At 64.9% G+C, this 23051-nt stretch carries 22 protein-coding genes; 7 read left to right on the plus strand and 15 right to left on the minus strand.

The genetic code is table 11. The features are described 5' to 3' along the window. The first annotated feature begins 87 nt into the window (after positions 1-87). Positions 88-1341 (plus strand): Spy/CpxP family protein refolding chaperone, encoded by a 1254-nt coding sequence (locus tag XI02_RS35130; protein ID WP_172647100.1) that lies wholly within the window; start codon positions 88-90, stop codon positions 1339-1341. A gap of 570 nt (positions 1342-1911) precedes the next feature. Here the strand turns inward: XI02_RS35130 and XI02_RS35135 are convergent. Further along, positions 1912-2247 carry a GYD domain-containing protein gene (locus XI02_RS35135; protein WP_137478188.1) on the minus strand — a complete coding sequence of 112 codons (336 nt, stop codon included), beginning with the start codon at positions 2245-2247 and terminating at the stop codon, positions 1912-1914. Positions 2248-2630: 383 nt separating this feature from the next. Here XI02_RS35135 and XI02_RS35140 point away from each other — a divergent pair, with 383 nt between their 5' ends. Further along, the gene (locus tag XI02_RS35140; protein ID WP_172647099.1) at positions 2631-3581 is read left to right on the plus strand and encodes an aldo/keto reductase; all 951 of its coding nucleotides are present in this window, start codon (positions 2631-2633) and stop codon (positions 3579-3581) included. A 204-nt stretch (positions 3582-3785) separates the two neighbouring features. Here the strand turns inward: XI02_RS35140 and htpX are convergent, their stop codons facing one another. Then, a complete protein-coding gene (htpX, locus tag XI02_RS35145) occupies positions 3786-4721 on the minus strand; it encodes a zinc metalloprotease HtpX (protein WP_172647098.1) in 936 nt (311 codons plus the stop codon). 201 nt (positions 4722-4922) lie between these two features. Between htpX and XI02_RS35150 the strand changes: the two genes are divergently transcribed. Both XI02_RS35150 and XI02_RS35155 read left to right on the plus strand, forming a co-directional pair. After that, complete coding sequence (locus XI02_RS35150; protein ID WP_172647097.1) at positions 4923-5237, plus strand: hypothetical protein; 315 nt, start codon at positions 4923-4925, stop codon at positions 5235-5237. Between the two features lie 35 nt (positions 5238-5272). Then, a complete protein-coding gene (locus XI02_RS35155; protein ID WP_172649088.1) occupies positions 5273-6589 on the plus strand; it encodes a lytic murein transglycosylase in 1317 nt (438 codons plus the stop codon). Positions 6590-6654: 65 nt separating this feature from the next. Here XI02_RS35155 and XI02_RS35160 read toward each other — a convergent pair whose 3' ends face one another. Next, complete coding sequence (locus XI02_RS35160; protein ID WP_016839750.1) at positions 6655-7740, minus strand: SbmA/BacA-like family transporter; 1086 nt, start codon at positions 7738-7740, stop codon at positions 6655-6657. Positions 7741-8080: 340 nt separating this feature from the next. Here XI02_RS35160 and XI02_RS35165 point away from each other — a divergent pair, with 340 nt between their 5' ends. The 3 genes from XI02_RS35165 (at position 8081) to XI02_RS35175 (ending at position 10847) form a co-directional block, all read left to right on the plus strand. Beyond that, the gene (locus XI02_RS35165; protein ID WP_172647096.1) at positions 8081-8584 is read left to right on the plus strand and encodes a DUF1993 family protein; all 504 of its coding nucleotides are present in this window, start codon (positions 8081-8083) and stop codon (positions 8582-8584) included. 213 nt (positions 8585-8797) lie between these two features. Then, positions 8798-9658: an SDR family NAD(P)-dependent oxidoreductase gene (locus XI02_RS35170; RefSeq protein WP_172647095.1), complete on the plus strand. Its 861-nt coding sequence runs from the start codon at positions 8798-8800 to the stop codon at positions 9656-9658. A gap of 85 nt (positions 9659-9743) precedes the next feature. Continuing rightward, complete coding sequence (locus XI02_RS35175; protein ID WP_194483257.1) at positions 9744-10847, plus strand: alkene reductase; 1104 nt, start codon at positions 9744-9746, stop codon at positions 10845-10847. Positions 10848-11035: 188 nt separating this feature from the next. Here XI02_RS35175 and XI02_RS35180 read toward each other — a convergent pair whose 3' ends face one another. The 12 genes from XI02_RS35180 to XI02_RS35235 form a co-directional block, all read right to left on the minus strand. Beyond that, the gene (locus XI02_RS35180; protein WP_016846243.1) at positions 11036-12778 is read right to left on the minus strand and encodes an ABC transporter substrate-binding protein; all 1743 of its coding nucleotides are present in this window, start codon (positions 12776-12778) and stop codon (positions 11036-11038) included. Positions 12779-12892: 114 nt separating this feature from the next. Further along, positions 12893-13219, minus strand: a complete 327-nt coding sequence (locus tag XI02_RS35185; RefSeq protein WP_016846242.1) for a DUF2160 domain-containing protein — start codon at positions 13217-13219, stop codon at positions 12893-12895. Positions 13220-13228: 9 nt separating this feature from the next. After that, a complete protein-coding gene (locus XI02_RS35190) occupies positions 13229-14035 on the minus strand; it encodes a carbohydrate ABC transporter permease (RefSeq protein ID WP_028333212.1) in 807 nt (268 codons plus the stop codon). Continuing rightward, on the minus strand, positions 14035-14937 hold the full coding sequence (locus tag XI02_RS35195) for a carbohydrate ABC transporter permease (protein ID WP_172647093.1): 903 nt from the start codon (positions 14935-14937) through the stop codon (positions 14035-14037). The genes XI02_RS35190 and XI02_RS35195 overlap by 1 nt, the downstream gene beginning before the upstream one ends. Further along, on the minus strand, positions 14937-16022 hold the full coding sequence (locus XI02_RS35200) for an ABC transporter ATP-binding protein (RefSeq protein WP_018273399.1): 1086 nt from the start codon (positions 16020-16022) through the stop codon (positions 14937-14939). The genes XI02_RS35195 and XI02_RS35200 overlap by 1 nt, the downstream gene beginning before the upstream one ends. A gap of 12 nt (positions 16023-16034) precedes the next feature. Continuing rightward, positions 16035-17174: an ABC transporter ATP-binding protein gene (locus tag XI02_RS35205; RefSeq protein WP_172647092.1), complete on the minus strand. Its 1140-nt coding sequence runs from the start codon at positions 17172-17174 to the stop codon at positions 16035-16037. Then, positions 17171-18715 (minus strand): glycerol-3-phosphate dehydrogenase, encoded by a 1545-nt coding sequence (gene glpD, locus XI02_RS35210; protein ID WP_172647091.1) that lies wholly within the window; start codon positions 18713-18715, stop codon positions 17171-17173. Before glpD ends, XI02_RS35205 begins: the two co-directional genes overlap by 4 nt. After that, positions 18610-18894 (minus strand): hypothetical protein, encoded by a 285-nt coding sequence (locus XI02_RS35215; protein ID WP_162136730.1) that lies wholly within the window; start codon positions 18892-18894, stop codon positions 18610-18612. The genes glpD and XI02_RS35215 overlap by 106 nt, the downstream gene beginning before the upstream one ends. A 274-nt stretch (positions 18895-19168) precedes the next feature. Then, positions 19169-19999, minus strand: a complete 831-nt coding sequence (locus XI02_RS35220) for a DeoR/GlpR family DNA-binding transcription regulator (protein WP_172647090.1) — start codon at positions 19997-19999, stop codon at positions 19169-19171. A gap of 136 nt (positions 20000-20135) precedes the next feature. After that, positions 20136-20330 (minus strand): hypothetical protein, encoded by a 195-nt coding sequence (locus XI02_RS35225; protein WP_016846235.1) that lies wholly within the window; start codon positions 20328-20330, stop codon positions 20136-20138. A 165-nt stretch (positions 20331-20495) separates the two neighbouring features. Further along, entirely contained in the window at positions 20496-20927 is a 432-nt protein-coding gene (locus tag XI02_RS35230; protein ID WP_172649087.1) for an acyl-CoA thioesterase, read from the minus strand. A gap of 26 nt (positions 20928-20953) precedes the next feature. Continuing rightward, entirely contained in the window at positions 20954-23050 is a 2097-nt protein-coding gene (locus tag XI02_RS35235; protein ID WP_172647089.1) for a 3-hydroxyacyl-CoA dehydrogenase NAD-binding domain-containing protein, read from the minus strand. Position 23051: the final 1 nt, after the last annotated feature.

The raw sequence follows: 23051 nt of genomic DNA on the forward strand, positions 1-23051 counted from the left end.
CGCTGCGAGTCATATTTGTGACGCGATGTGGCCTGGGCCGCCAAGGGAGAGACCGAGGGAGAGATCATGTCAAAGTCCCGCCTTGGAATGGCTGCGGCCGGCGTTGCAATTGGCGTTCTGGGAGCGCTGCCGAGCGCGGCCGAGGCGGGTTTCCGCCTGCGCGTTGGCGGCCCCGTGAGCGTCGCGCGCTTCGCGATGGCCGGCGTGCTGTCGGTCGCAGGTCTCCGCCACGCACGCATGGCGGCGCGCCACAGCCGCGTCCGCATGGCTGCCCTAAGACCGCAAGATCTTCGCCCCGCCGCCGAGTCGATCGGCCCGAGTGAGCGCGCGCAGCTCACTGCCGTCGCCGCGCTGGCCGGCTGGCACGGCGGCCGAGCTGCGCAAGGCTGGTGGCAGCACTCCGACGGTTCATACGGCTGGGTCGGTCCGCTCTTCTGGCCGTTTGCCTACAGCGATCTCTATGACTACGCGCTTCTCAATGATGGCAGCGGCTTCTGGGCCTATGGCTACGGCGATCTCTACGCTGCGATCTTCTCGCCTTACGCTGCGAGCGATCTCTCAGCGTTTGCGGCCGAGCGCCCCGCCGGGAGGCGGCATCGCAAAGCGCCCTCGGTGCAGGAATTCTGTAGCGGCGACACCGCCGAGACGACCGGCCTTCCCCTCGAGCGGATCGGCCTCGCGGTCGCGGCGAACGAGGCGCAGCGCGCAGCCTTCGACGAGCTCGCGAGCGCCTGGATTTCCGCCGGCAACACCATCCGCGCTTCCTGTCCAGCACAGACCGCAACCACCGCGCTGGAGCGATTCGCGGCCATGCAGAGCCGCGTCAACGCGATGCTGAGCGCAGTTGCGACCGTTATGCCGCCATTTCAAAAATTCTACGATCTCCTAAGCGATGAACAGAAGGCCCAGCTCAACACGCCCGAACGCGACCGCCGCGCTAACGCTGCGGCCGCGAAGCTGAAGGAGATGCAGGACGCCGCCTGCCAGGCGAGCCGTGAACCGCAAGACGAGCAACGGGCCGAAAAGCAATACCGCCAGCTCGTCGCCCAGCAATGGCCCCTCGACGACATCGTCGCCAGCCTGAAACTGAACGATACGCAACGCGCCGCGCTCGAAGTGGTGCAGGATACCACGATGGGCACCATGGAAGCCTTAAACCCATGCCCGCCAAAGGACGCGCTCACCCCGCCGGCCCGCCTTAAGGCCGCAAAGGCGCGGTTGGAAGCGATGAGAGAGGCGATCATCAGCGTGAACGACGCGGTCGACGATTTCCGTTGGAACCTGAGTGACGAGCAGAAGACGCAGTTCGAGGGGCTCGGTCTGAAGAAGCGGGGGGCGTGATTTTTCCATCCCCAAGCGGCGCTGGTCGGCCAAGGCGATACTTCGCATCCCCTGTCGCATTTGCTAGTCGTCCGCCAAGAAGGGCTGGACATGCGAGCATGCGTTATATGGGCGGGCTCTAAGTAGTTCGGTCGCGCGACCGAGACGCCGTTCAACATGAACTTTGAGGCCCGCACGTAGTCAACTGAACTTCTTTGGATGTTGCTTATTGGCCCAAGGCCGACATACGGCGATGTCGGCCTCAACGTCAGCTTCCGAGATCAAAGCGGACGCGAAGAATTCATGAGTACACGCCCTGATCTCATCGCGCCTTAGCGCGTACTGCGCTCGTCTTGCCGAAGCGGAGGCCCGAGCGAGGCGGCGGACGTCATGCGACGGCACAACCGGCCGGGGCTGTGGCCGGCATGCACGTAGCCGGGACATCCGCCTGAGCTAATGCCCATCCGTTGACGCCCCGGATCAGCGGCGCGCAACGGCCCCCGCCTTCGCGCGCGACGCCGGCTAGCGCCGCCGCGCGAGAGTGACACCGGCCATCAGATCAATCTGCGCCGTTCTGGATCGCTCGGCCTGCTAACCGCCAGGCGGCGTGTAGGCAGCCTTGAGCTTGGTCGCGTGCTGACGCACCACCTTGATCTCGTCCTGGGTGAAGAGCCGGATCAGCCTCACATTCTGCATGGCGCCGGCGGCCACGACCACGCCGCTGATCGCAGGCGCGAAGCTCGGATCCGGCACGTCGAAGATCACCATCACGCCGGGGCCATCGGTCGCCGTGCTGTACATCGAAATCAGTTTCCCGCCGGCGGCCTCGATCAACTTCTTCGCGGCCTCAAGCCGATTGGTCGTGGGGTTTTCCATGATGTTGTTCAGGGAACGCGGGGTGTATTCACCAGAGAAGCAGAAATGCATGGCAATCGCTCCGTTTGGCTAGAATGAAAAAAACATTCACCCGGGCGTGCAGCCCAGGCAGAGCATTACGTACTGGAAAATGAGAAGAAATGGCCTGCCGATGGCCAGTCGCGCTGCCGCTCATTTCCCGGATTTCGGCGCAACCGGTGGCAGCTCGCCGCGCAATCTACATCAAATATCCGGCAAATGAAATCGCGCTCTATCGAGGCGGCACTGTGGGGCAGCCTGCCTGACACACGAGCGAGCATGGTGTGTCCACGACCAACCCCGACCTCACCCGCACCCTTTGCCTCACATCATGCGACAGGCACAACGCCTTGCAAACAAGGGCGATCTGCCTCAGTGTCCGGCGCCCGCCACCAAGAACAAGCGAAAGAAAACTCATGAAGCATCGCGCGCTCGGCCGCTCCGGCCTCACTGTTCCTCCCCTGTGCTTCGGCTGCAATGTATTCGGCTGGACCGTGGACGAGACGTCGTCGTTTCGCCTGCTCGACACCGTGCTCGATCAGGGGCTGACCTTCCTGGATACGGCGGATGTCTATTCACGCTGGGTGCCGGGCCACAGCGGCGGCGAATCCGAGACCATCATCGGCAAATGGATGAAGGCGCGCGGCAACCGCAACCGCGTCATCCTCGCCACCAAGGTCGGCATGGACATGGGAGGCGGCAATGTCGGACTGAAGCCGGACTACATCGCGCGCGCCGTCGAGGACTCGCTGCGGCGGCTGCAGACCGATTTCATCGATCTCTACCAATCCCACAAGGATGATGAGACGACGCCGCGGGAAGAGACGCTCGCGGCCTACGACAAGCTGATCAAGGCCGGCAAGATCAGGGCGATCGGCGCCTCGAACTTCTCGGCGGAGCGGCTCCAAGGTGCGCTCGATATTGCCAAGGCAAACGGGCTGCCGCGCTACGAGAGCATGCAGCCTGAATACAGCCTGGCGGAGCGCTCAAGCTACGAAGGCGCGCTGCAACGCGTCTGCGAGGCGAACGACGTCGGCGTGATCACGTTCTTCTCGCTCGCCGCAGGATTTTTGACCGGCAAATATCGCTCGGAGAGCGACTTCGCCAAGAGCCCGCGCGGTGCACGCAGCATTCCAAAATACATGAACCCGCGCGGCATGCGCATCCTAGCCGGTCTCGACGAGGTCGCCGCGGAAACCCGCGCCGAGCCGGCCGCGGTCGCGCTCGCCTGGCTGATGGCAAAACCCTCAGTCACCGCGCCGATCGCCAGCGCCACCAGGCCCGAGCAGGTCGCAACGCTGGTCGCGGCGACCAAACTTGAGTTGAGCAAAGACCAGGTCGAACGGCTGGACGCCGCGAGCGCGTAGCAGCGGCTCCACTTCACCTCGCCCCGCGTGCGGGGAGAGGCCGGAACGCATCGCTAGATGCGTTCCGGGGGAGGGGGAGCCTCCGCGAATGCAGCTATCGCCGGATCTGCGGAGACAGCCCATCACCCCAGCCCTCTCCCCGTAAGAACGGGGCGAGGGAGCACACCGCCTTCGCGGCTGCGTCCGATCCCGCCTCACACGCAGCTAACCCCACGGTCCGCGCTGGCCGGACGATCCGCCCCACGGGCTGCGCGGCGGATAGCTTCCACCGGCCGGGCGCGGCGCGGTCTGGGTGCCGAGCTCGGCGGCGAGCTGCTGCAGCGCGGCGATGCGGTTCGCGGTCGAGGGGTGGGTCGCGAACAGGTTGTCGACGCCGTGGCCCGACAGCGGGTTGATGATGAACATGTGCGCGGTGGCCGGATTGCGCTCGGCCTCCATGTTCGGCACCTGATGTGCGGCGTTCTCGATCTTCGCGAGCGCGGAGGCAAGCCACATCGGCTGACCGACGATGCGCGCGCCATAATTGTCGGCGGCGTATTCGCGGGTGCGGCTGATCGCCATCTGCACCAGCATGGCGCCGAGCGGCGCCAGGATCATCATCGCGATCGAGCCGACAATGCCGGGACCGTTATTGTTGTTGCGATTGCCGCCGAAGAACATGCCGAACTGCGCCAGCATCGAAATCGCACCGGCGATCGTCGCCGTGATCGTCATGGTCAGCGTGTCGTGATGCTTGATATGCGCAAGCTCATGCGCGATCACGCCGGCCAGCTCCTCGCGGCTGAGCTGCTGCATCAGGCCCGTGGTGACGGCGACCGCCGCATTCTCCGGATTGCGGCCGGTCGCGAACGCATTCGGCTGCGCCTCGTCCATCACGAAGACGCGAGGCATCGGGAGAGCGGCGCGCTGCGCCAGCTCGGCGACGAGATTGTAGAGTTCGGGCGCCGAGCTCGCATCGACCTGATGGGCGCCGTACATCGACAGCACCATGCGATCGGAATTCCAGTAGGTGAACAGATTTGTCGCAGCCGCGACGATCAGCGCGATCACCGCGCCGGTGCCGCCGCCGATCAGATAGCCGACCCCCATGAACAGGGCGGTGAGGCCGGCAAGCAGGAGCGCGGTGCGGAAATAGTTCATCGTGGTTCCCTCACGGCGAGCGGAATGCTGCCACAACTGACGCCGCTGAGGTAGGGATTTTGCCGCTGAAGCCGCAAGGGGAACCAGTGCGTCGCAGCGCCGCGGCGCGGGTTAACAATCGGTTATGTGCCGCGGCGATCGGTAGCCCGCATAAGCGAAGCGATATGCGAGGTAAGACCGGTCCCGCATGTCGCTTCGCTCATGCGGGCTACGATCTTTCGCTACGCCGCCGGCTCTTGTGCGATTCGCCGCTTCGTCCTCGCGCAGCGCGACGCGCAACATGCGGGCGAGCTCGGCGCGGCTGTAGGGTTTTGCCAGGAACAGGATGCCCTGCTCGAGCTTGCCGTCCTGGTCGATGGCGTCATCGGTATAGCCCGATGTGAAGAGGACGCGGAGACCGGGGCGGCGCTTCCGCGCCTCGGTGGCGAGGTCGCGCCCGGCGCTACCCCGTTGTTGCCAGGTGTCGCCCTGGTGTATGCAGATCGGGCTTCAATTCCTCTTTTTTCCAGCCGGTGACATCGATGCCAGCCTCTCCCCTCCGCGCCCCGATCATGATCGCAGCGATCGCGGGGGCGCTGGCGCTCTCTACCCTCGCCTCGGCGCAGCAGCCGCTGCCCAGCCCCTTGAATCCCGCGCCAGTCAGGCCGCGCCCGGCCGCCGTCGCTTCGCCGCGGGCTGCGTCCTGCCACAACGGGCAGAACTTCGATCGCTTCCTCGCCGAGCTGAAGCAGAAGGCGGTCGCCGCCGGCGTCTCGCAGCGCACGATCGCGGAGGCCGCGCCCTACCTGATCTACGACCAGGGCATCGTCAACCGCGACCGCGGCCAGCGCGTGTTCGGGCAGATCTTCACCCAGTTCGCGGGCCGCATGGCCGCGAACTATCGCATGCAGCAGGGCCAGCAATACATCCGGACCTATGCCGCCGCGTTCGCGCGCGCCGAAAAGGAATATGGCGTGCCGCCGGCGGTGATCGCCGCGTTCTGGGGACTGGAGAGCGATTTCGGCGTCCAGATGGGCAATCTGCCGACGCTGAAATCGCTGGTGTCGCTGGCCTATGATTGCCGCCGCTCCGAGATGTTCCAGGGCGAGACCATCGCCGCGCTGAAGATCATCGAGCGCGGCGACCTGACGCCCGACGAGATGATCGGCTCGTGGGCCGGCGAGCTCGGCCAGACGCAATTCTTGCCGACGCACTATTTCAACTACGCGGTCGACTATGACGGCGACGGCCATCGCAATCTCCTGCAAAGCGGCCCCGACGTGATCGGCTCGACCGCGAACTACATCGCCACCGGATTGAAGTGGAGGCGCGGCGAGCCGTGGCTGCAGGAGGTGCGCGTGCCGCAGGCGGCAAATTTCCCTTGGGACCAGGCCGACCTCACCATCAAGCTGCCGCGCTCGAAATGGGTGTCGCTTGGCGTTACCTCCACCGATGGCAAACCGCTCGCCAATGACGAGATGCCGGCCTCGCTGCTGCTGCCGATGGGCCGGATGGGTCCGGCGTTCCTCGCCTATGCGAACTTCGCCGCCTACACCGAATGGAACAACTCGCTGATCTATTCCACCACCGCCGGCTATCTCGCCGGCCGCATCGCGGGCGCGCCGCCGATGCAGCGGCCGCACGCGCCGGTCGCGCAGCTGCCGTTTGGCGAGATCAAGGAGTTGCAGGGATTGCTGGCGCGTGCCGGCTACGACGTCGGCAAGATCGATGGCGTGCTCGGACAGGCAAGCCGCAGCGCGGTGAAGGCGATGCAGATGAAATACGGGCTGCCGGCGGATTCCTGGCCGACCGCCGAGCTCCTGGCGCGGATGCGCGGCGGCGGTCGGACGCAGCCGGCAGCCGATGCCGCGGCACTGCCGACGCGATGAAATATCATCGTAACCGTCTCAGCGCACTGTGACGTCAGATGCGCGGGTGAGCCGCAAGTGTCGCCTCATGGCGTGGGCGGCTGATCCTGGTCCAATGCGAGCAGGAGTGATGCGACCCTGTTCGCCGAAGCGGCCCACTCTGCGAGCTTGGCATAATTGTCCGTAAACCAATTGAACGCGGTCTGCACGACAACGAACGCAGCCGACGCCTGGACCACTTCGCCGAGCGTCATCATGCCGGCGAGATACTTTGGAAGGCACAGCAGAAGGCCGATGACCGGGGTGATCAGAAGACTGGTGTAGGTCACGAGCGTCATTCGCATCAGTTGCCAGCAATAGATGCGCCAGACGTGGATCACGGCCTTCAGGGCCGCGCCGATGACATGTCGGCCATCTGTGTTGGCCGCAAGCGTCACCTTTCCTTCGCCGCTCTCCCGTAGATGCGTCCCGATCGCCCTCAGTTCGGCTTCCATGCGCTTGTTTTCTTCGATGACGCGGGTCAGTCGACCGGCAGCCAGCCAAATAAAGGTCGCGAGCAGTGACGAATACGCGATCACCGCAACCACGAGGTAGCCGGGAACAAGCAGAGCGAAGCCGCCAACATGAATTGTCAATCCGCCGCCCACCGACCAGAGCACGCCAATGAAGGTTGCGATCGTGAGCAGCGACTGCAGCAGGCCGACCGCGAGGTCGATCGGCAGGTCGGTTGCAACCTTGGCATCTTCAGCGATGCGATACTCGGGAGCCTCGCTGTCTCCTGGTATGAAGCGCAGCCTCTTGTAGCGGTCATCCTTGAGCCAGTAGTCGTAGAGTCGGCTGCTCAACCACGCGCGCCATGAGCGCTGCAAGGTCATGCGTACCCACACCGAGCTTACGTCCAGTGCGATGCTGGCCCCCGCGAGCGGAACAAACCGCAACGCCTGATGGATGAGCTCCGGCTGATTTTTTTGTTCAACCGCATTAAAGAAGTCGCGGTTCCAGAAGTTCAATCCGTATTGGGTCAGAAGTTGCAGGATGACGTTCGCGATCAGCAGGACCACCAGAAACCAGCCGAGCCAGCCCGATGAGCCTCGCCAATATCCGGAGGCGCTCTGCCAGAAGCGAAGCAGCAGCTGCTTCTCTTCCGGAGCGAAACGGGTCCTTGTCAGCATTGGCTCGAGGTCGATCGTCGTCGACCGGTGTTGGCGTTGATCATGCCGGATACCCGCGTATCCGGACCTTTGCCTGAACGATCATCGGTTCGGTCAATCTGCCGCCCCAAGCCCGCCGTCCTATTGATCCTCATCAATGGCGAGGATCGTGATCCCTCTTGACGGCACTGGCGACCGGTCAACCGACCAGCAGATCTCGGGATGACGGGCTTCGGAGGTCGCATACAGAACATTTGACCAAGTGTTACAGCCGCCCGCAGTTGTATTCTTCCCCTTGCCGCCCCATTTGCAGCATCGCCGTTCGGTAACATCCGGATTTCATCAGAACAGGGAGCATCACATGTCCTTTCATGACGCCGTCGTCCCCGCCTACCTGCAGATCCTCAACAGCCTCACCGGCGAGCTGACCAAGGCCGAGGCGCATTGCGAGGCGAAGAAAATCGCGCCCGAGGTGCTGCTGGGATCGCGGCTCTATCCCGATATGCTGGCGCTGACCAAGCAGGTGCAGCTGGTCTGCGATCACGCCGCACGGGGCTGTGCGCGACTGACCCATAGCGAGGTGCCGTCAACGCCCGACACCGAGAAGAGCTTCGGTGAACTGAAGCAGCGGCTCGCCAAGACCATCGACTATGTGAAGTCGTTCAAGCCGGCGCAGTTCGACGGCGCCGACGCCAGGGACGTCACCTTCCCGATCGGTCCCGATCGCACCATGACCCTGAAGGGCCAGCAATTCCTCAGCGCGTTCTCGTTCCCGAACTTCTACTTCCACGCCGTGACTGCACACGACATCCTGCGCCACAATGGTGTCGAGATCGGCAAGCGTGATTTTCTCGGCGTGAGCTGACGCGCTTCGTCCCTCATGGTGAGGAGCCCATCGCGCGTCTCGAACCATGAGGCCCCACTCGGGCCGCATCCTTCGAGACGCCGCTTCGCGGCTCCTCAGGATGAGGACTTACAAGGGTCGGGGTGATCGATATTCCCCGCGACGGGATTTTCGCTTCACGCCCTCGCCCGTGCTACTGCTCCCTGACAACAACAAGACGTCAGGGAGCACGCCATGTCGACCACAACCCACGCACCGAAAGCCATCGATCCGTCCGCCTCGCTGCATGCCGAAGCGCTGGGACTGGCGAAGAACCACGGCCGCCTCGCCGGGCGGCGCATCATCGTGGTCGGCGCGGGACAGCGCACAACCGTCGATGAAGCGCCGCCGATCGGCAATGGCCGCGCCATGAGCGTGCTGTTCGCGCGCGAGGGCGCGTCGGTCGCCTGCCTCGACGTCAACAAGGACGCGGCCGACGACACCGTCGCGCAGATCACAGGCGAAGGCGGCAAGGCCTTCACCGATGTGGTCGATGTCTCCGACGTCGCGGCGATCGCGCCCGCGGTCGAACGCTGCGCGCAAAGGCTCGGCGGGCTCGATGGGCTGGCGCTCAATGTCGGCATCTCCTCCGGCCTGTCGCTGCCCAAGATGACCGCCGAAGCCTGGGACCGCGACTATGCCGTCAATGTGCGCAGCCACATGCTGTTCGCGCAGAAAGCGCTGGAGGTGATGGCGCCGGGCGGCGCGATCATCCTGATCTCGTCGATGGCGAGCCAGCGCGCCGGCGGCCGCAACCCGGCCTATGAATCCTCCAAGGCGGCGCAGATCGCGCTGGGGCGGGCGATCGCGCGGGCCGGCGAGGACAAGGGCATTCGCTGCAATGTGATCGCGCCCGGCTTCATGGACACGCCGATGGGCCGCGACGCCAGCCGCAGGCGATCGGACCGCGCCGTGACAGTGCCTTTCGGCCGCCAGGGCACCGGCTGGGAGGTCGCCTATACTGCGCTGTTCCTGATTTCGAATGAATCCTCCTACGTGAACGCGCACACCCTGTTCCTCGATGCCGGCCACATGGGCGGAATTGTGCGCAGCTAGCCTGCGGAGCGCGAATGCCTCGGGCATTGCGCTCGTCGCGGCAATGCACAATTCTCCTCCATCAGTCATTCTCTGGAACATTTACATGAGCCAATCGACCAAACTTCTCGAGCCGTACAAGCTCGGCCCGCTGACGCTGCCGAACCGCCTGGTGATGGCGCCACTGACGCGCAACCGCGCGGTGCCGCCCGGCATGGTGCCGAGCCCGCTCGCGGTGGACTATTACGGCCAGCGCGCCTCCGCCGGCCTTCTGATCACCGAGGCGAGCCAGGTCTCGCAGCAGGGCCAGGGCTATCAGGACACGCCCGGCATCTATTCGAAGGAACAGGTCGAGGGCTGGCGCAAGGTCACCGATCGCGTGCATGAGCGCGGCGGCCGCATCTTCATCCAGCTCTGGCATGTCGGACGCATCTCGCATGTCGCACTGCAGCCGAACGGCGGCGCACCGGTGGCGCCGAGCGCCATCAAGGCCAAGACCAAGACCTTCGTCAACGGCACGTTTGCCGATGTCTCCGAGCCGCGCGCGCTCGAGCTGTCGGAGATTCCGGGGATCATCGAAGACTTCAAGCGCGGCACGGCGAATGCGCTGGCGGCCGGCTTCGACGGCGTCGAGCTCCACGGCGCCAACGGCTATCTGCTCGACCAGTTCGCCCGCGACGGCACCAACAAGCGCACCGACACTTATGGCGGCGGAATCGAGAACCGCGCCAAACTGATGCTGGACGTGTCCAAGGCGGTCGCCATCGAAGCCGGCGCCGATCGCACCGGCATCCGGATCTCGCCGGTGACGCCGGCCAACGACATCACCGACTCCAATCCGCAAGCGCTGTTCGACTACATCGTCGACCAGCTCAGCGCGCTGAAGCTGACCTATCTCCATGTCGTCGAGGGCGCGACCGGCGGCCCGCGCGATATCGCGCCGTTCGACTACGCCTCGCTGCGCAAGCGCTTCAAGCAGGCCTATGTCGCCAACAACGGCTACGATTTCGCGCTGGCGGAGAAGGTGCTGGAGGCCGGCGCGGCCGACCTGATCGCGTTCGGCAAGCCGTTCATCTCCAACCCCGACCTGGTCGAGCGGCTCAAGGCCGGCGCGCCGCTCAACGAGGGGGACAAGGCGACCTTCTACGGCGGCGGCGCCAAGGGCTACACCGACTATCCGACGCTGAAGGCGACCGAGGCGGCGGAGTAAGGTGGACCAAAGACTGTCATGCCCCGCGAAGGCGGGGCATCCAGTATTCCAGAGACGCCAGCGATTGATCGCGACGCCGCGGCGTACTGGATCGCCCGGTCAAGCCGGGCGATGACAGCGGAGAAAACCAAAAGGCCGGGATCGCTCCCGGCCTTTCGTCGTCTTCGGATGGCGTGGGCTGGTACGCCTTACTTCGCTTCGGCGCGCTTCGGCGGGTTGGCCGGCCACGACTTGATCAGCGTGTCGTAGTCGATCGTCTCGCCCTTCGGCTTCTCGTTCGCGAGCTTGCGCTGCGGAGCGATGGTGCCGTCCTTCTCGGCCTTCTTGTACCAGAACTCGGCGGATTCCTTCTTGTTCAGCTTCGGTCCGCAGGCGCCCTGCACACCGGACTTCTCAAGACGCTCCATCACCGAATCCTGGGCCGCGGCCAGCGCGTCCATCGCCTGCTGCGGCGTCTTGGTACCGGACGACGCATCGCCGATGTTCTGCCACCACAGCTGCGCGAGCTTCGGATAGTCGGGCACGTTGTTGCCGGTCGGGGTCCACTGCACGCGCGCGGGCGAGCGGTAGAACTCGATCAGGCCGCCGAGCTTCGGCGCACGCTCGGTGAACGACTTGTCCCAGATATCGGACTCACGGATGAAGGTGAGACCGACATGGCTCTTCTTCAGCGACACCGACTTGGAGATGATGAACTGCAGATAGAGCCAGGCTGCCTTGCGGCGATCCGGCGGGGTCGACTTCAGGAGCGTCACGGAGCCGGCGTCCTGATAGCCGAGCTTCATGCCTTCCTTCCAGTAAGCGCCGTGCGGCGACGGAGCCATACGCCACTTCGGCGTACCGTCCGCGTTCATCACGGCGATGCCCGGCTTCACCATGTCGGCGGTGAAGGCGGTGTACCAGAACATCTGCTGGGCGATGTTGCCCTGCGCCGGCACCGGACCTGCTTCCGAGAAGGTCATGCCCTGGGCCTGCGGCGGGGCATACTTCTTCAGCCAGTCGAGATATTTGGTGATCGAGTAGACCGCGGCCGGGCCGTTGGTGTCGCCACCACGCTCGACCGAGGAGCCGACCGGGCGGCAGCCTTCCATGCGGATGCCCCACTCGTCGACCGGCAGGCCGTTCGGGATACCCTTGTCGCCGTTGCCGGCCATCGACAGCCAGGCGTCGGTGAACCGCCAGCCGAGCGAGGGATCCTTCTTGCCATAGTCCATATGGCCGTAGATCTTGACGCCGTTGATCTCCTTGATGTCGTTGGTGAAGAACTCGGCGATATCCTCATAGGCCGACCAGTTCACGGGCACGCCGAGCTCATAGCCATACTTGGCCTTGAACTTGGCCTTGTACTCGGGGTTGGTGAACCAGTCGTAGCGGAACCAGTAGAGGTTCGCGAATTGCTGGTCGGGCAGCTGGTAGAGCTTGCCGTCCGGCGCCGTGGTGAACGACTTGCCGATGAAGTCGTCGACGTCGAGCATCGGGTCGGTGACGTCCTTGCCCTCACCCTTCATGTAGTCCGACAGGATGATGGTCTGGCCGTAGCGGAAGTGGGTGCCGATCAGGTCGGAGTCGTTGATCCAGCCGTCATAGACGTTCTTGCCCGACTGCATCTGGGTCTGCAGCTTCTCGACGACGTCACCTTCCTGGATGATGTCGTGCTTGAGCTTGATGCCGGTCAGTTCGGAGAACGCCTTGGCCAGCGTCTGCGATTCATATTCGTGCGTCGTGATCGTTTCCGAGACGACGTTGATCTCCATGCCCTTGAAGGGTTCGGCGGCCTTGGCGAACCACTCGAGCTCCTTCTTCTGGTCTTCCTTCGACAGCGTCGAGGGCTGGAATTCCGCGATCCACTTCTGGATCACGGCATCGTCGGCGGCGCGGGCCGGCGTGGCGACCGCGAGCGAGGCTGCGATCAGCGCGGCGGCGCTGGTCATAGTCAAAAGACTATCCTTTGTCGTTCTCAAATGTCGCATTATGATTCCTCCGGTTGCAGCGACAAACAAAACCCAGGCCCGGGTAGACCCCGGATCTGCTCTTCTTCGCTTTCGTCAGACGGTGCGAAAGATCGCCACGGCTGAAAGAAGCGAAATCAGCGTTGCGAGCCACAGGCTCGAAATTTCCACGCCCTCGCCGATCGGCAGGGTGAGGATCGGATCGGTGCCGACGAGGCCGATCCACACCAGGTGGATCACCGCCGCCAGCACCAGCGAAATGAACAAACGATCGCCGCGCGTGGTCGGGATGCGCAGCACGCCGACCCGCTCGGCCTCGGGATAGACCGCCGCGAGCCAGGTCATCACGCCGAGCGTCGAGGCCAGCAGCACGAAGAAGATCGCGGTCGGCAGCGTCCAGGCCATCCATGCGATGGATTCCATGATCGCCTCCTAGACCCGGCCGAGCGCGAAGCCGCGCGCGATGTAGTTGCGGACGAACCAGATCACCAGCGCGCCCGGAATGATGGTGAGAACGCCGGCGGCGGCGAGCAGGCCCCAGTCCATGCCGGCCGCCGAGACCGTGCGCGTCATGATCGCCGCGATCGGCTTGGCCTGCACCGAGGTCAGCGTGCGCGCCAGCAGCAGCTCGACCCAGGAGAACATGAAGCAGAAGAAGGCGGCGACGCCGATGCCGCTCGCGATCAGCGGCACCAGGATCTTGATGAAGAAGCGCGGGAACGAATAGCCGTCGAGGAAGGCGGTCTCGTCGATCTCGCGCGGCACGCCGGAGACGAAGCCTTCGAGGATCCACACCGCCAGCGGCACATTGAAGATGCAGTGCGCGAGCGCTACCGCCCACGGCGTATCGAACAGGCCGATCGCCGAATACAGGTTGAAGAACGGCAGCGCGTAGACCGCCGCCGGCGCCATGCGGTTCGACAGCAGCCAGAAGAACAGGTGCTTGTCGCCAAGGAAGCGGTAGCGCGAGAACGCATAGGCCGCCGGCAGCGCCACCGCGATCGAGATGATGGTGTTGAGCACGACGTATTCGAGCGAATTGATGTAGCCGGAATACCAGCTCTCGTCGGTGAAGATGCGCTTGTAGTGCTGCAGCGTCGGCGTATGCGGCCACAGCGTCATCGTCGAGACGATCTCGGCGTTGGTCTTGAAGCTCATGTTGACGAGCCAGTAGATCGGCAACAGCAGGAAGATCAAGAACAGCGCCATGATCAGGCGGCGGCCGGGGATCGAATGCATCACGCCGCTCCTTCCTTGGCCGGACGCTCGGAGCCGGCATTGACCATCACGGTGTAGAACACCCAGCACACGATCAGGATGATCAAATTGTAGACCAGCGACAGCGCCGCGGCCTTGCCGAGATCGAACTGGCCGAGCGCGATCTTGACGAGCTCGATCGAGACGAAGGTCGTCGAATTGCCGGGGCCGCCGCCGGTGACCACGAACGGCTCGGTATAGATCATGAAACTGTCCATGAAGCGCAGCAACACCGCGATCAGCAGCACGCGGTTCATCTTCGGCAGCTGGATCGCCTTGAGCACCGCCCAGCGCGAGGCGCCGTCGATCTGCGCCGCCTGGTAATAGGCGTCGGGGATCGACTTCAGGCCGGCGTAGCAGAGCAGCGCGACGAGGCTGGTCCAGTGCCAGACGTCCATCACGATCACCGTGACCCAGGCGTCGACCTCGTTGGACACGTAATTGTAGTTGAGGCCGAGGTGGTTCAGCACATAGCCGAGCAGGCCGATATCGGGCCGGCCGAAGATCTGCCAGATGGTGCCGACCACGTTCCACGGAATCAGCAGCGGCAAGGCGAGGATGACGAGGCAGGCCGCGACGCTCCAGCCCTCCCGCGGCATCGACAGCGCGACGATGATGCCGAGCGGCACCTCGATCGCGAGGATCACGGCGGAGAAGAACAGGTTGCGGCCGAGCGAGGCCAGGAAGCGGCCGCCGAGATCGGTCGATGGATCGAGCAGCTCCTTGAACCAGCCGACACCGTTCCAGAAGAACTGGTTGTTGCCGAAGGTGTCCTGCATCGAATAGTTCACGACGGTCATCAGCGGCAGCACCGCCGAGAACGCCACCACCAGGAACACCGGCAGCACCAGGAACCAGGCTTTTTGGTTGACCGTCTTGTCCATCAGGCGACCCCCTCCACCAAATGGCTGTCCGCATAGACGTGGACATGCGCGGGATTGAAGATCAGCCCGGCGGTGTTGCCGGAGACCGAGAAGCCCGGCGGCACGCGCGCGGCGAATTTGGTATCGCCAACCCGCACGCGGGCGAACTGGATGCGGCCGAGATCGTCGATCCGCTCGATGGTGGCCGACAGCAGCCCTGACGCCGGTGCCGCGACATCGACGAATTCCGGCCGCACGCCGATCTCGATCTTCTTGCCCGCAGGCAGCACACCATAGTTTCGATGCAGGCCGATGACATGGCCGTCGATCCGCGCCTCGTGACCACTGACCTCGGCGGGCACAATGTTCATGCCGGGCGAGCCGATGAAATAGCCGACGAAGGTGTGCGCCGGCTTGTCGAACAATTCGGCCGGCGTGCCGCTCTGCACCACGCGGCCGTCATGCATCACGACGACGGTGTCGGCGAAGGTCAGCGCCTCGGTCTGGTCGTGGGTGACGTAGATCATCGTGAGGTCGAGCTCGCGATGCAGCGCCTTCAGCTTGGAGCGCAGCTGCCATTTCAGCTCGGGATCGATCACCGTCAGCGGTTCGTCGAACAGGACGGCCGCGACGTCGGAGCGCACCAGGCCGCGGCCGAGCGAGATCTTCTGCTTGGCGTCGGCGGTGAGCCGCGTCGCCTTGCGCTTGAGATAGGGCGTGAGGTCGAGCAGGTCGGCGATCTGCCTGACCCGCGCGTCGACCTCGGCCTTGGCGACGCCGCGATTCTTCAGCGGGAAGGCCAGGTTCTGGCCGACCGTCATGGTGTCGTAGATCACCGGGAACTGGAACACCTGCGCGATGTTGCGCTTCTGCGTCGACAGCGGCGTGATGTCACGGCCGTCGAACAGGATCTTTCCGCGCGACGGCGTCACGATGCCGGAGATCAGGTTGAGCAGCGTGGTCTTGCCGCAGCCGGACGGCCCGAGCAGCGCGTAGGCGCCGCCCTGCCGCCAGGTCATGGTGACCGGCTTCAGCGCAAAGGATTCCTGCGGCGCGTCGTTGCCGCCGTAGGAGTGCGCGAGATCGACGAGGTCAATGCGGGCCATGAAGCATCTCCCTCACTTGCCGTTGCCGGCTGACGCGTTTGCTGCACGCGCACTGCGATGCACGTTGCCGGAAAACGCGGTCGCGGGCGACGCGACGAGGCGGTCGGCCGCGTCGAACACGAAGATGTTGTCGGGATCGAGCGCGGCGTCGAGCACCTGCCCGGGTTCATATTCGTGCACGCCGTGCAGCACCGCGACCCAGTTCGAGCCGTGGACATGAACGTGCACGAAGCTCTCCGATCCGGTGATCTCCGTCACCGTCACCGCGGCGGAGAATTTGTGGCGGCCGGCCGCGACATTCCCGACCTCGAGCTGGTGCGCGCGGAAACCGGTCCGGTAGGCGCCGTCGGGCAGATTGGCATAGAGGCCGGCCGCGGGCGCCTGCTCGCCGCCGGCATAGATCACTTGCGCGCCCTTCTTCTCGATGCCGATGATGTTGAGCGGTGGATCGGAGAACACCTGCGCGACACGCAGCGTGTCGGGATGGCGGTAGACCTTCGGCGTCGCGCCGCTTTGCAGCGCCTTGCCCTGCCACATGCAGACCGTGTCGCCGCCGAGCAGCAGCGCTTCCGACGGTTCGGTGGTGGCGTAGACGAAGATCGCGCCGGAGGCCTCGAAGATGCGCGGCAGCTCGGCACGCAGCTCCTCGCGCAGCTTGTAGTCGAGATTGGCGAGCGGCTCGTCGAGCAGCACGAGGTCGGCGCCCTTGACCAGCGCCCGCGCGATCGCGGTGCGCTGCTGCTGGCCGCCGGAGAGTTGCAGCGGCGTGCGCTTCAGGAACGGCTCGAGCCGTAACAGGCTGGCCGCTTCCGCCACCCGCCGCTCGATCTCGGCGCGCGGCTTGCCCTGCACGCGCAGCGGCGAGGCGATGTTCTCGTAGACCGTCAGCGAGGGATAGTTGATGAACTGCTGATAGACCATCGCGACCGAACGCTGCCGCACGTCGGCGCCGGTGACGTCCTTGCCGTCGACCAGCACGCGGCCGGTGGTCGGCTTGTCGAGGCCGGCGAGCAGCCGCATGATCGAGGTCTTGCCCGACAGCGTCGGCCCGAGCAGCACGCTCAGCGTGCCACGCTCCAGCGTCAGCGACACATCGCGGATGGTCGGAATGCCATCCACGGTTCGCGTGACATTCTGCAGTGTGACGCTCATGCCCGTCCTCCCGCTTCGCGGAGGGGACGTTCACCGGACACGCGGTTGGCGAGCATCCACTCGTCGAGCGCGGCGATTTCAACCGCCGTCATCCGCAAGCCCAGCTTGGATCGTCGCCAGACGACATCGTCCGCAGTCCGAGCCCATTCGTTCGCCATCAGGTACCTGACTTCGCTTTCCGTCAAGGTGGCGCCGAAGGACCGGCCGAGATCGGCCGTCGATGTTGCGTCGCCCAAGACTTTGCTGGCGCGCGTGCCATAGGCATGGGCGAGACGATTGGCGTGCGATTGCGCGAGAAACGGATAGTTGCGGATCAATTCGGCGCTCAGCGCCGCGACCGCAGATACATCCATGTCGCCGCCGGGCAGCGGCGCCTTGCCGGTCCAGCCCTCCTGCGCCTTTGTGCCGCGGAGATAAGGCGACAGCCGCTCCAGCGCCTCTTCGGAGAGGCGGCGATAGGTCGTGATCTTGCCGCCATAGATCGACAGTAAGGGCGCACCGCCGGGCGTATCGAGCTCGAACACATAGTCGCGGGTCGCGGCCTTGGCTTCGCTCGCGCCGTCGTCATAGAGCGGACGCACGCCGGAGTAATTCCAGACCACGTCCTCGGGCTTCACCGGCTTGGCGAGATACGCGCTGGCGGACGCGCAGAGATATTCGATCTCCTCCTGCGTCGCCTTCACCTTGGCCGGATCGCCGTCATAGTCGCGATCGGTGGTGCCGATCAGCGAGAAGTCGTCCTGATAGGGAATGACGAAGATGATGCGGCCGTCGGCATTCTGGAAGATGTAGGCACGGTCGTGGTCGTAGAGCTTCGGCACCACGATGTGCGAGCCCTGCACGAGGCGCACCTTGGCGCGCGCGTTGACGCCGGCGCCCGAGGCCAGGACCTGTTCGACCCAGGGACCGCCGGCATTGACCAGCACGCGTGACTGGATCGTGTCGCGGGCACCCGTGACGCTGTCCTCGACCGTGACGTGCCAGACGCCGTCGACCTGCCTGATCTCGACCGCGCGGGTGCGGGTGCGGATCTCGGCGCCGCGGTCGGCGGCATCGCGCGCGGTCAACGCCACCAGCCGGGCGTCGTCGACGAAGCAGTCGGAATATTCGAAGCCCTTGGTGTAGCGGCCCGGGATCAGCGGCTTGCCGACCACGTCGCGCGTCAGATCGACCGAGCGCGTCGCCGGCAGCAAATGCCGGCCGCCGATATGGTCATAGAGGAAGAGGCCGAGCCGCAGCAGCCAGGCCGGACGCAGGCCGGCGTGGTGCGGCAAAACGAAACGCAGCGGCCGAATGATGTGGGGCGCGATCTGCCAGAGGATTTCGCGCTCGATCAGCGCCTCGCGCACCAGACGAAACTCGTAATATTCGAGATAGCGCAGACCGCCATGCACGAGCTTGGTCGACCAGGACGACGTTCCGCTGGCCAAGTCATTCATTTCACAGAGGAAAACAGAGTTACCCCGGCCCGCCGCATCGCGCGCGATGCCGCAGCCATTAACGCCGCCTCCAATGATGGCGAGGTCGTAAATTCGGTCCAAAGAACGCTTCCCCCGGCAACCGCCTTCGCTTTGACGGTTTTACTTTCGGATTGGAGTAAATCACAACCAAAAACGAAAGCAAAGTGAAAACGGGGAACTTTTGCTGCGGATTTCTTGGGCGGGTGATTGCGGGCGAGGGCAAACAGGTCTGTCGCCGTCACCTCCGCGCCGATGCCCACCTGTTCGACCCGTCACCCTGAGGTGCGAGCGTGAGCGAGCCTCGAAGGGTGCGCGGCCCGAGTGTGGCCGTCGATCCTTCGAGACGCGCGCAAGAGCGCGCTCCTCAGGATGACGGTGAGAGAGTTGCGTGCAGCGGCTTCGTCGCATTCCGCTGTCATGCCCCGCTTCAAGCGGGGCATCCAGTACGCCGCGGCGTCGCGGCTCAAGCACGAATGTCTCTGGAATACTGGATCGCCCGGTCGAGCCGGGCGATGACTGCGAGAAGATGCGGAATTACGCGCTGCGCAGCGTCGCGGGTGCCGCGTCGGGGCCGTTGTCGTCGAGATCGACTTGCGGCTTGTCCATCGCGACGACCACCTCGATACCGCGGCTATGGCAGATACTGGCGAGGCCCGCGGGGAGCGGTGAATCGGTGACGAAGGTCTGGATCTGGCTCATATGGGCGATCCGCACCGGCGCGCTGCGGCGGAGCTTGGTCGAGTCCGAAACCAGCATCACGTTGCGCGCATTGGCGATGATCGCCTGCGCGACCTGCACCTCGCGATAGTCGAAGTCGAGCAGCGCGCCCTCCTCGTCGATCGCGGACGCGCCGATGATGGCGTAGTCCACCTTGAACTGGCCGATCAGCTGTGTCGCGGTGGAGCCGACCACGGCGCCGTCGGCGCGGCGCACCGTGCCGCCGGCCACCACCACCTCGATGCGCGGATGGCGGTACAGCAGCATCGCGACGTTGAGGTTGTTGGTGATGACGAGCAGATCCTCATGTGAGGTCAGCGCGCTCGCGACCTCTTCCGTGGTGGTGCCGATATTGATGAACAGCGAGCAGCCGTTCGGAATCCGTGCTGCCGCGGCCGCGCCGATCGCCTTCTTCTCCTCGGCGGCGACGAAGCGGCGCGCCTCGTAGGCGAGGTTCTCGACGCCCGAGGCGATGATCGCGCCGCCATGGATGCGGGTCAGCGAGCGTTGGTCGCAGAGATCGTTGAGGTCCTTGCGGATGGTCTGCGCCGACACCTCGAATCGCTTGGCGAGGTCTTCGACCATGACCCGCCCGAACGCGCGCGCGATGTTGAGGATTTCAGTCTGGCGATGGGAGAGTCCGGCCACGGCGGCCCCCTTGAAACGGCGAGTCGCCCATGGTGCGACCGTTCGGCACGGAGGTCAACGTGCAGTGCCGGGTCGGGGACGACCGGGGCGAAGGTGGACGCTTCGCCCGGGCCACGCGCAATGACGCGAAGGAGCTCTACGACGCCATCTGCATGGATTGACCGGTGAGCAGCCGGCGCGCCGCGCGCTCGGCCTCGCGGGCATTGCGGAAGATCTGGCCTTCAAGGCGGTCGAAAAGGTGCGATGCAGCAAAGAACTGATAACCACGCGCATCGCGCACCACGATACCCGCCGTCTGCGAACTCACTTCGATCACGTAACTGTCGGACATTGTCAGCCTCGGTTTGACTCCGGCCCGACAACGGAATCGCTTGCTGTTTGTTCCTAGATTATTTTTGCGCGGCGAAGCGGTTTTTTGCAGTCAAATCACGCTCCGGACTCAGTTTCGACGCGTTTGCTCCCGCCCCGAATCAGCGGCACTGGCGCGCGAAAGATGTCAGGTTTCGATCGTCGCGCCGTCGCGCTGGATCGGTTGCGGATGGCCCTGCTCGTCGATCGAGACATAGGTGAAATTGCCGTCGGTCACGAGGATCGACTGCTGCTCGCGACGGCGCAGCACCCAGGCCTCGAGATGCACCGTGATCGAGGTGCGGCCGATGCGCACGAGATTGGCATGGACGGAGACGAGATCGCCGACATTGACCGCCTTGCGGAAGTTCATCGCGTCGATCGCGACCGTCACGGTGCGCGACTTCGCCACCTTGGAGGCGAACACGCCGCCGCCGAGATCCATCTGGCTGAGCAGCCAGCCGCCGAAGATGTCGCCATTGGCATTGGTGTCGGCCGGCATCGCCAGCGTGCGGATGCAGAGATCGCCCTTCGGCCCGGCGTCATTGCTCAGCGGCGCGTGAACATGGGTGTCGGTCACTTGTGAGTCGGTCACTTGCGAATCGGTCACTTGAATGCCTCCCAGCCGGGATCCGGCGCAAATCGTCCGCCGAACTTGCGCATCAAGGCCTGCATCGCCGACACCACATTGTCGACGCCGCGGCTGCGCGCATAGTTGAGCGGGCCGCCGCGGAACGGGGCATAGCCGGTACCGAAGATCATCGCGCCGTCGACCATGTCGGGATTGTCGACGATGCCCTCGCGCAAGGCGGCGACGCAGACGTTCGAGATCGGCAGCACCAGGCGGTCGATCATCTCATCGGTGACCCGGGGACCGGTCTCCGGCAGCGGCGCCTTCTCCGCCTTGCCGTCCTTCCAGGTGTAGAAGCCCTTGCCGGTCTTGCGGCCGAGCTCGCCCCTGGCGACTTTTTCGCGCAACCACGCGGGCGCCGGCGGCAGCGTATCGCCGAACTTCGAGCGCAGCATGTCGCCGACATCGAGGCAGATATCGAGGCCGACCTGGTCGGCGAGTTCGATCGGCCCCATCGGCATACCGAACTCGACGGCGGCCGCGTCGATCAGGCGCTGATCGGTCTTCTCGTCCAGCATCATCATCGCTTCCAGCATGTAGGGCGTCAGCGCGCGGTTGACGAGGAAGCCCGGCGAGCTCTTCACCGGCAGCGGCAGGCGGTCGACGGCGCCGACGAAAGCGAGCGCCTCCTTGAGCAGGCCGGTATCGGTGCCGTCATGGCTGACGACCTCGACGAGTTGCAGCCGCGACACCGGGTTGAAGAAGTGCAGGCCGAGCAGCCGCTCCGGCCGTGCCAGCGTTATGCGCAGATCCTGCAGCGGGATGCTCGAGGTGTTGGTGGCGAGGATCGCGCCGGGCTTCATCTTCGGCTCGAGGGAAGCATAGACCTTCTGCTTCAGCTCGAGCTTTTCCGGCACCGCCTCGATGATCAGATCGGCATTGCGGACGCCCTCGCCGTCCATGTCGGGAATCAGGCGGTCGAGCGCGTCGCGCTGGTCGATCCGCTTGCGCATGATCTTGCCGTATAGCTCCGCGGCGCGCTTCATGGCGCCCGCGACCGGCTCGGCCTTCATGTCGGCCAAGGTCACCCGCATGTCCTGGTTGGCGCACCAGACCGCGATATCGCCGCCCATCGCGCCGGCGCCGATGACATGGACATGCGCAACCTTGTTGCCGCTGCCCGCCAGCTTCTTCATCTGCTCGCGCAGGAAGAACACGCGGATCAGGTTCTGCGCTGTCGGCGTCACCATCAGATTGGCGAACGAGGCCTTCTCCGCATTCAGCATCGCCGCGCGGTTGCCGGCGTGCTTCTCCCACAGCTCGATCAGCGCATAGGGCGCCGGGTAATGCTTGCGCGGCGCTGCCTTCTCGGCCACGCTGCGCATCCGCGAGGCAAGGAAGCCCCTGACCGGACCAAGATTGAGGATCGAGTTGAGCGCGCCCGGCCTGGCGCGTTTCAGCCGGCCGAACACCGCATCCTTCACCGCGTTGCGGACATGGCGCTCCTGGGTGACGGCGTCGACCAGGCCGAGCGACTTGGCGCGGCGCGCGTCGATCGTCTTGCCGGTCAGCATCAAGGTCATCGCCTGCATCGGGTTGACCAGCTCGGTGAAGCGCACGGTGCCGCCGAGACCGGGATGCAGGCCGAGCATCACCTCGGGGAAGCCGAACCGCGCGTCGTCGATCGCGATCCGCATCTGGCAGGCCAGCGCGACCTCGAGGCCGCCGCCAAGGCAGAAGCCGTGGATGACCGCGACCGAGGGCACGCGCAGCGCCTCGAGCCGGTCGATCACCGCATGGGCGCGGCCGATCGCGGTCTCGACCGGGCTGGAATCGCTGGCGCCGCGAAACTCATTGACGTCGGCGCCGGCGATGAAGCCGCTCTTTTTCGCGGAGCGCACCACGAGACCGGTCGGCCGCTGGCTCTCCAGCGCCGCGACGATGGCGTCGAGCTCTTCGAGCAGATCGGCGGACAGCGTGTTGGCGCTGGCACCGGCGCGGTCGAACAGCAGCCAGGCGATGCCGTCCTCGTCACGCGTCAGCTTGAAGTTCTTGTAGGCGCCCTCGGCGGCAGGCTTCGGCCCAAGTTCGAGCACGCGATCGGCGAGAAGGTCCATGATCCGTGAATCCATG

This window comes from Bradyrhizobium sp. CCBAU 21365 (genome assembly GCF_015291305.1).
Classification (GTDB): domain Bacteria; phylum Pseudomonadota; class Alphaproteobacteria; order Rhizobiales; family Xanthobacteraceae; genus Bradyrhizobium; species Bradyrhizobium elkanii.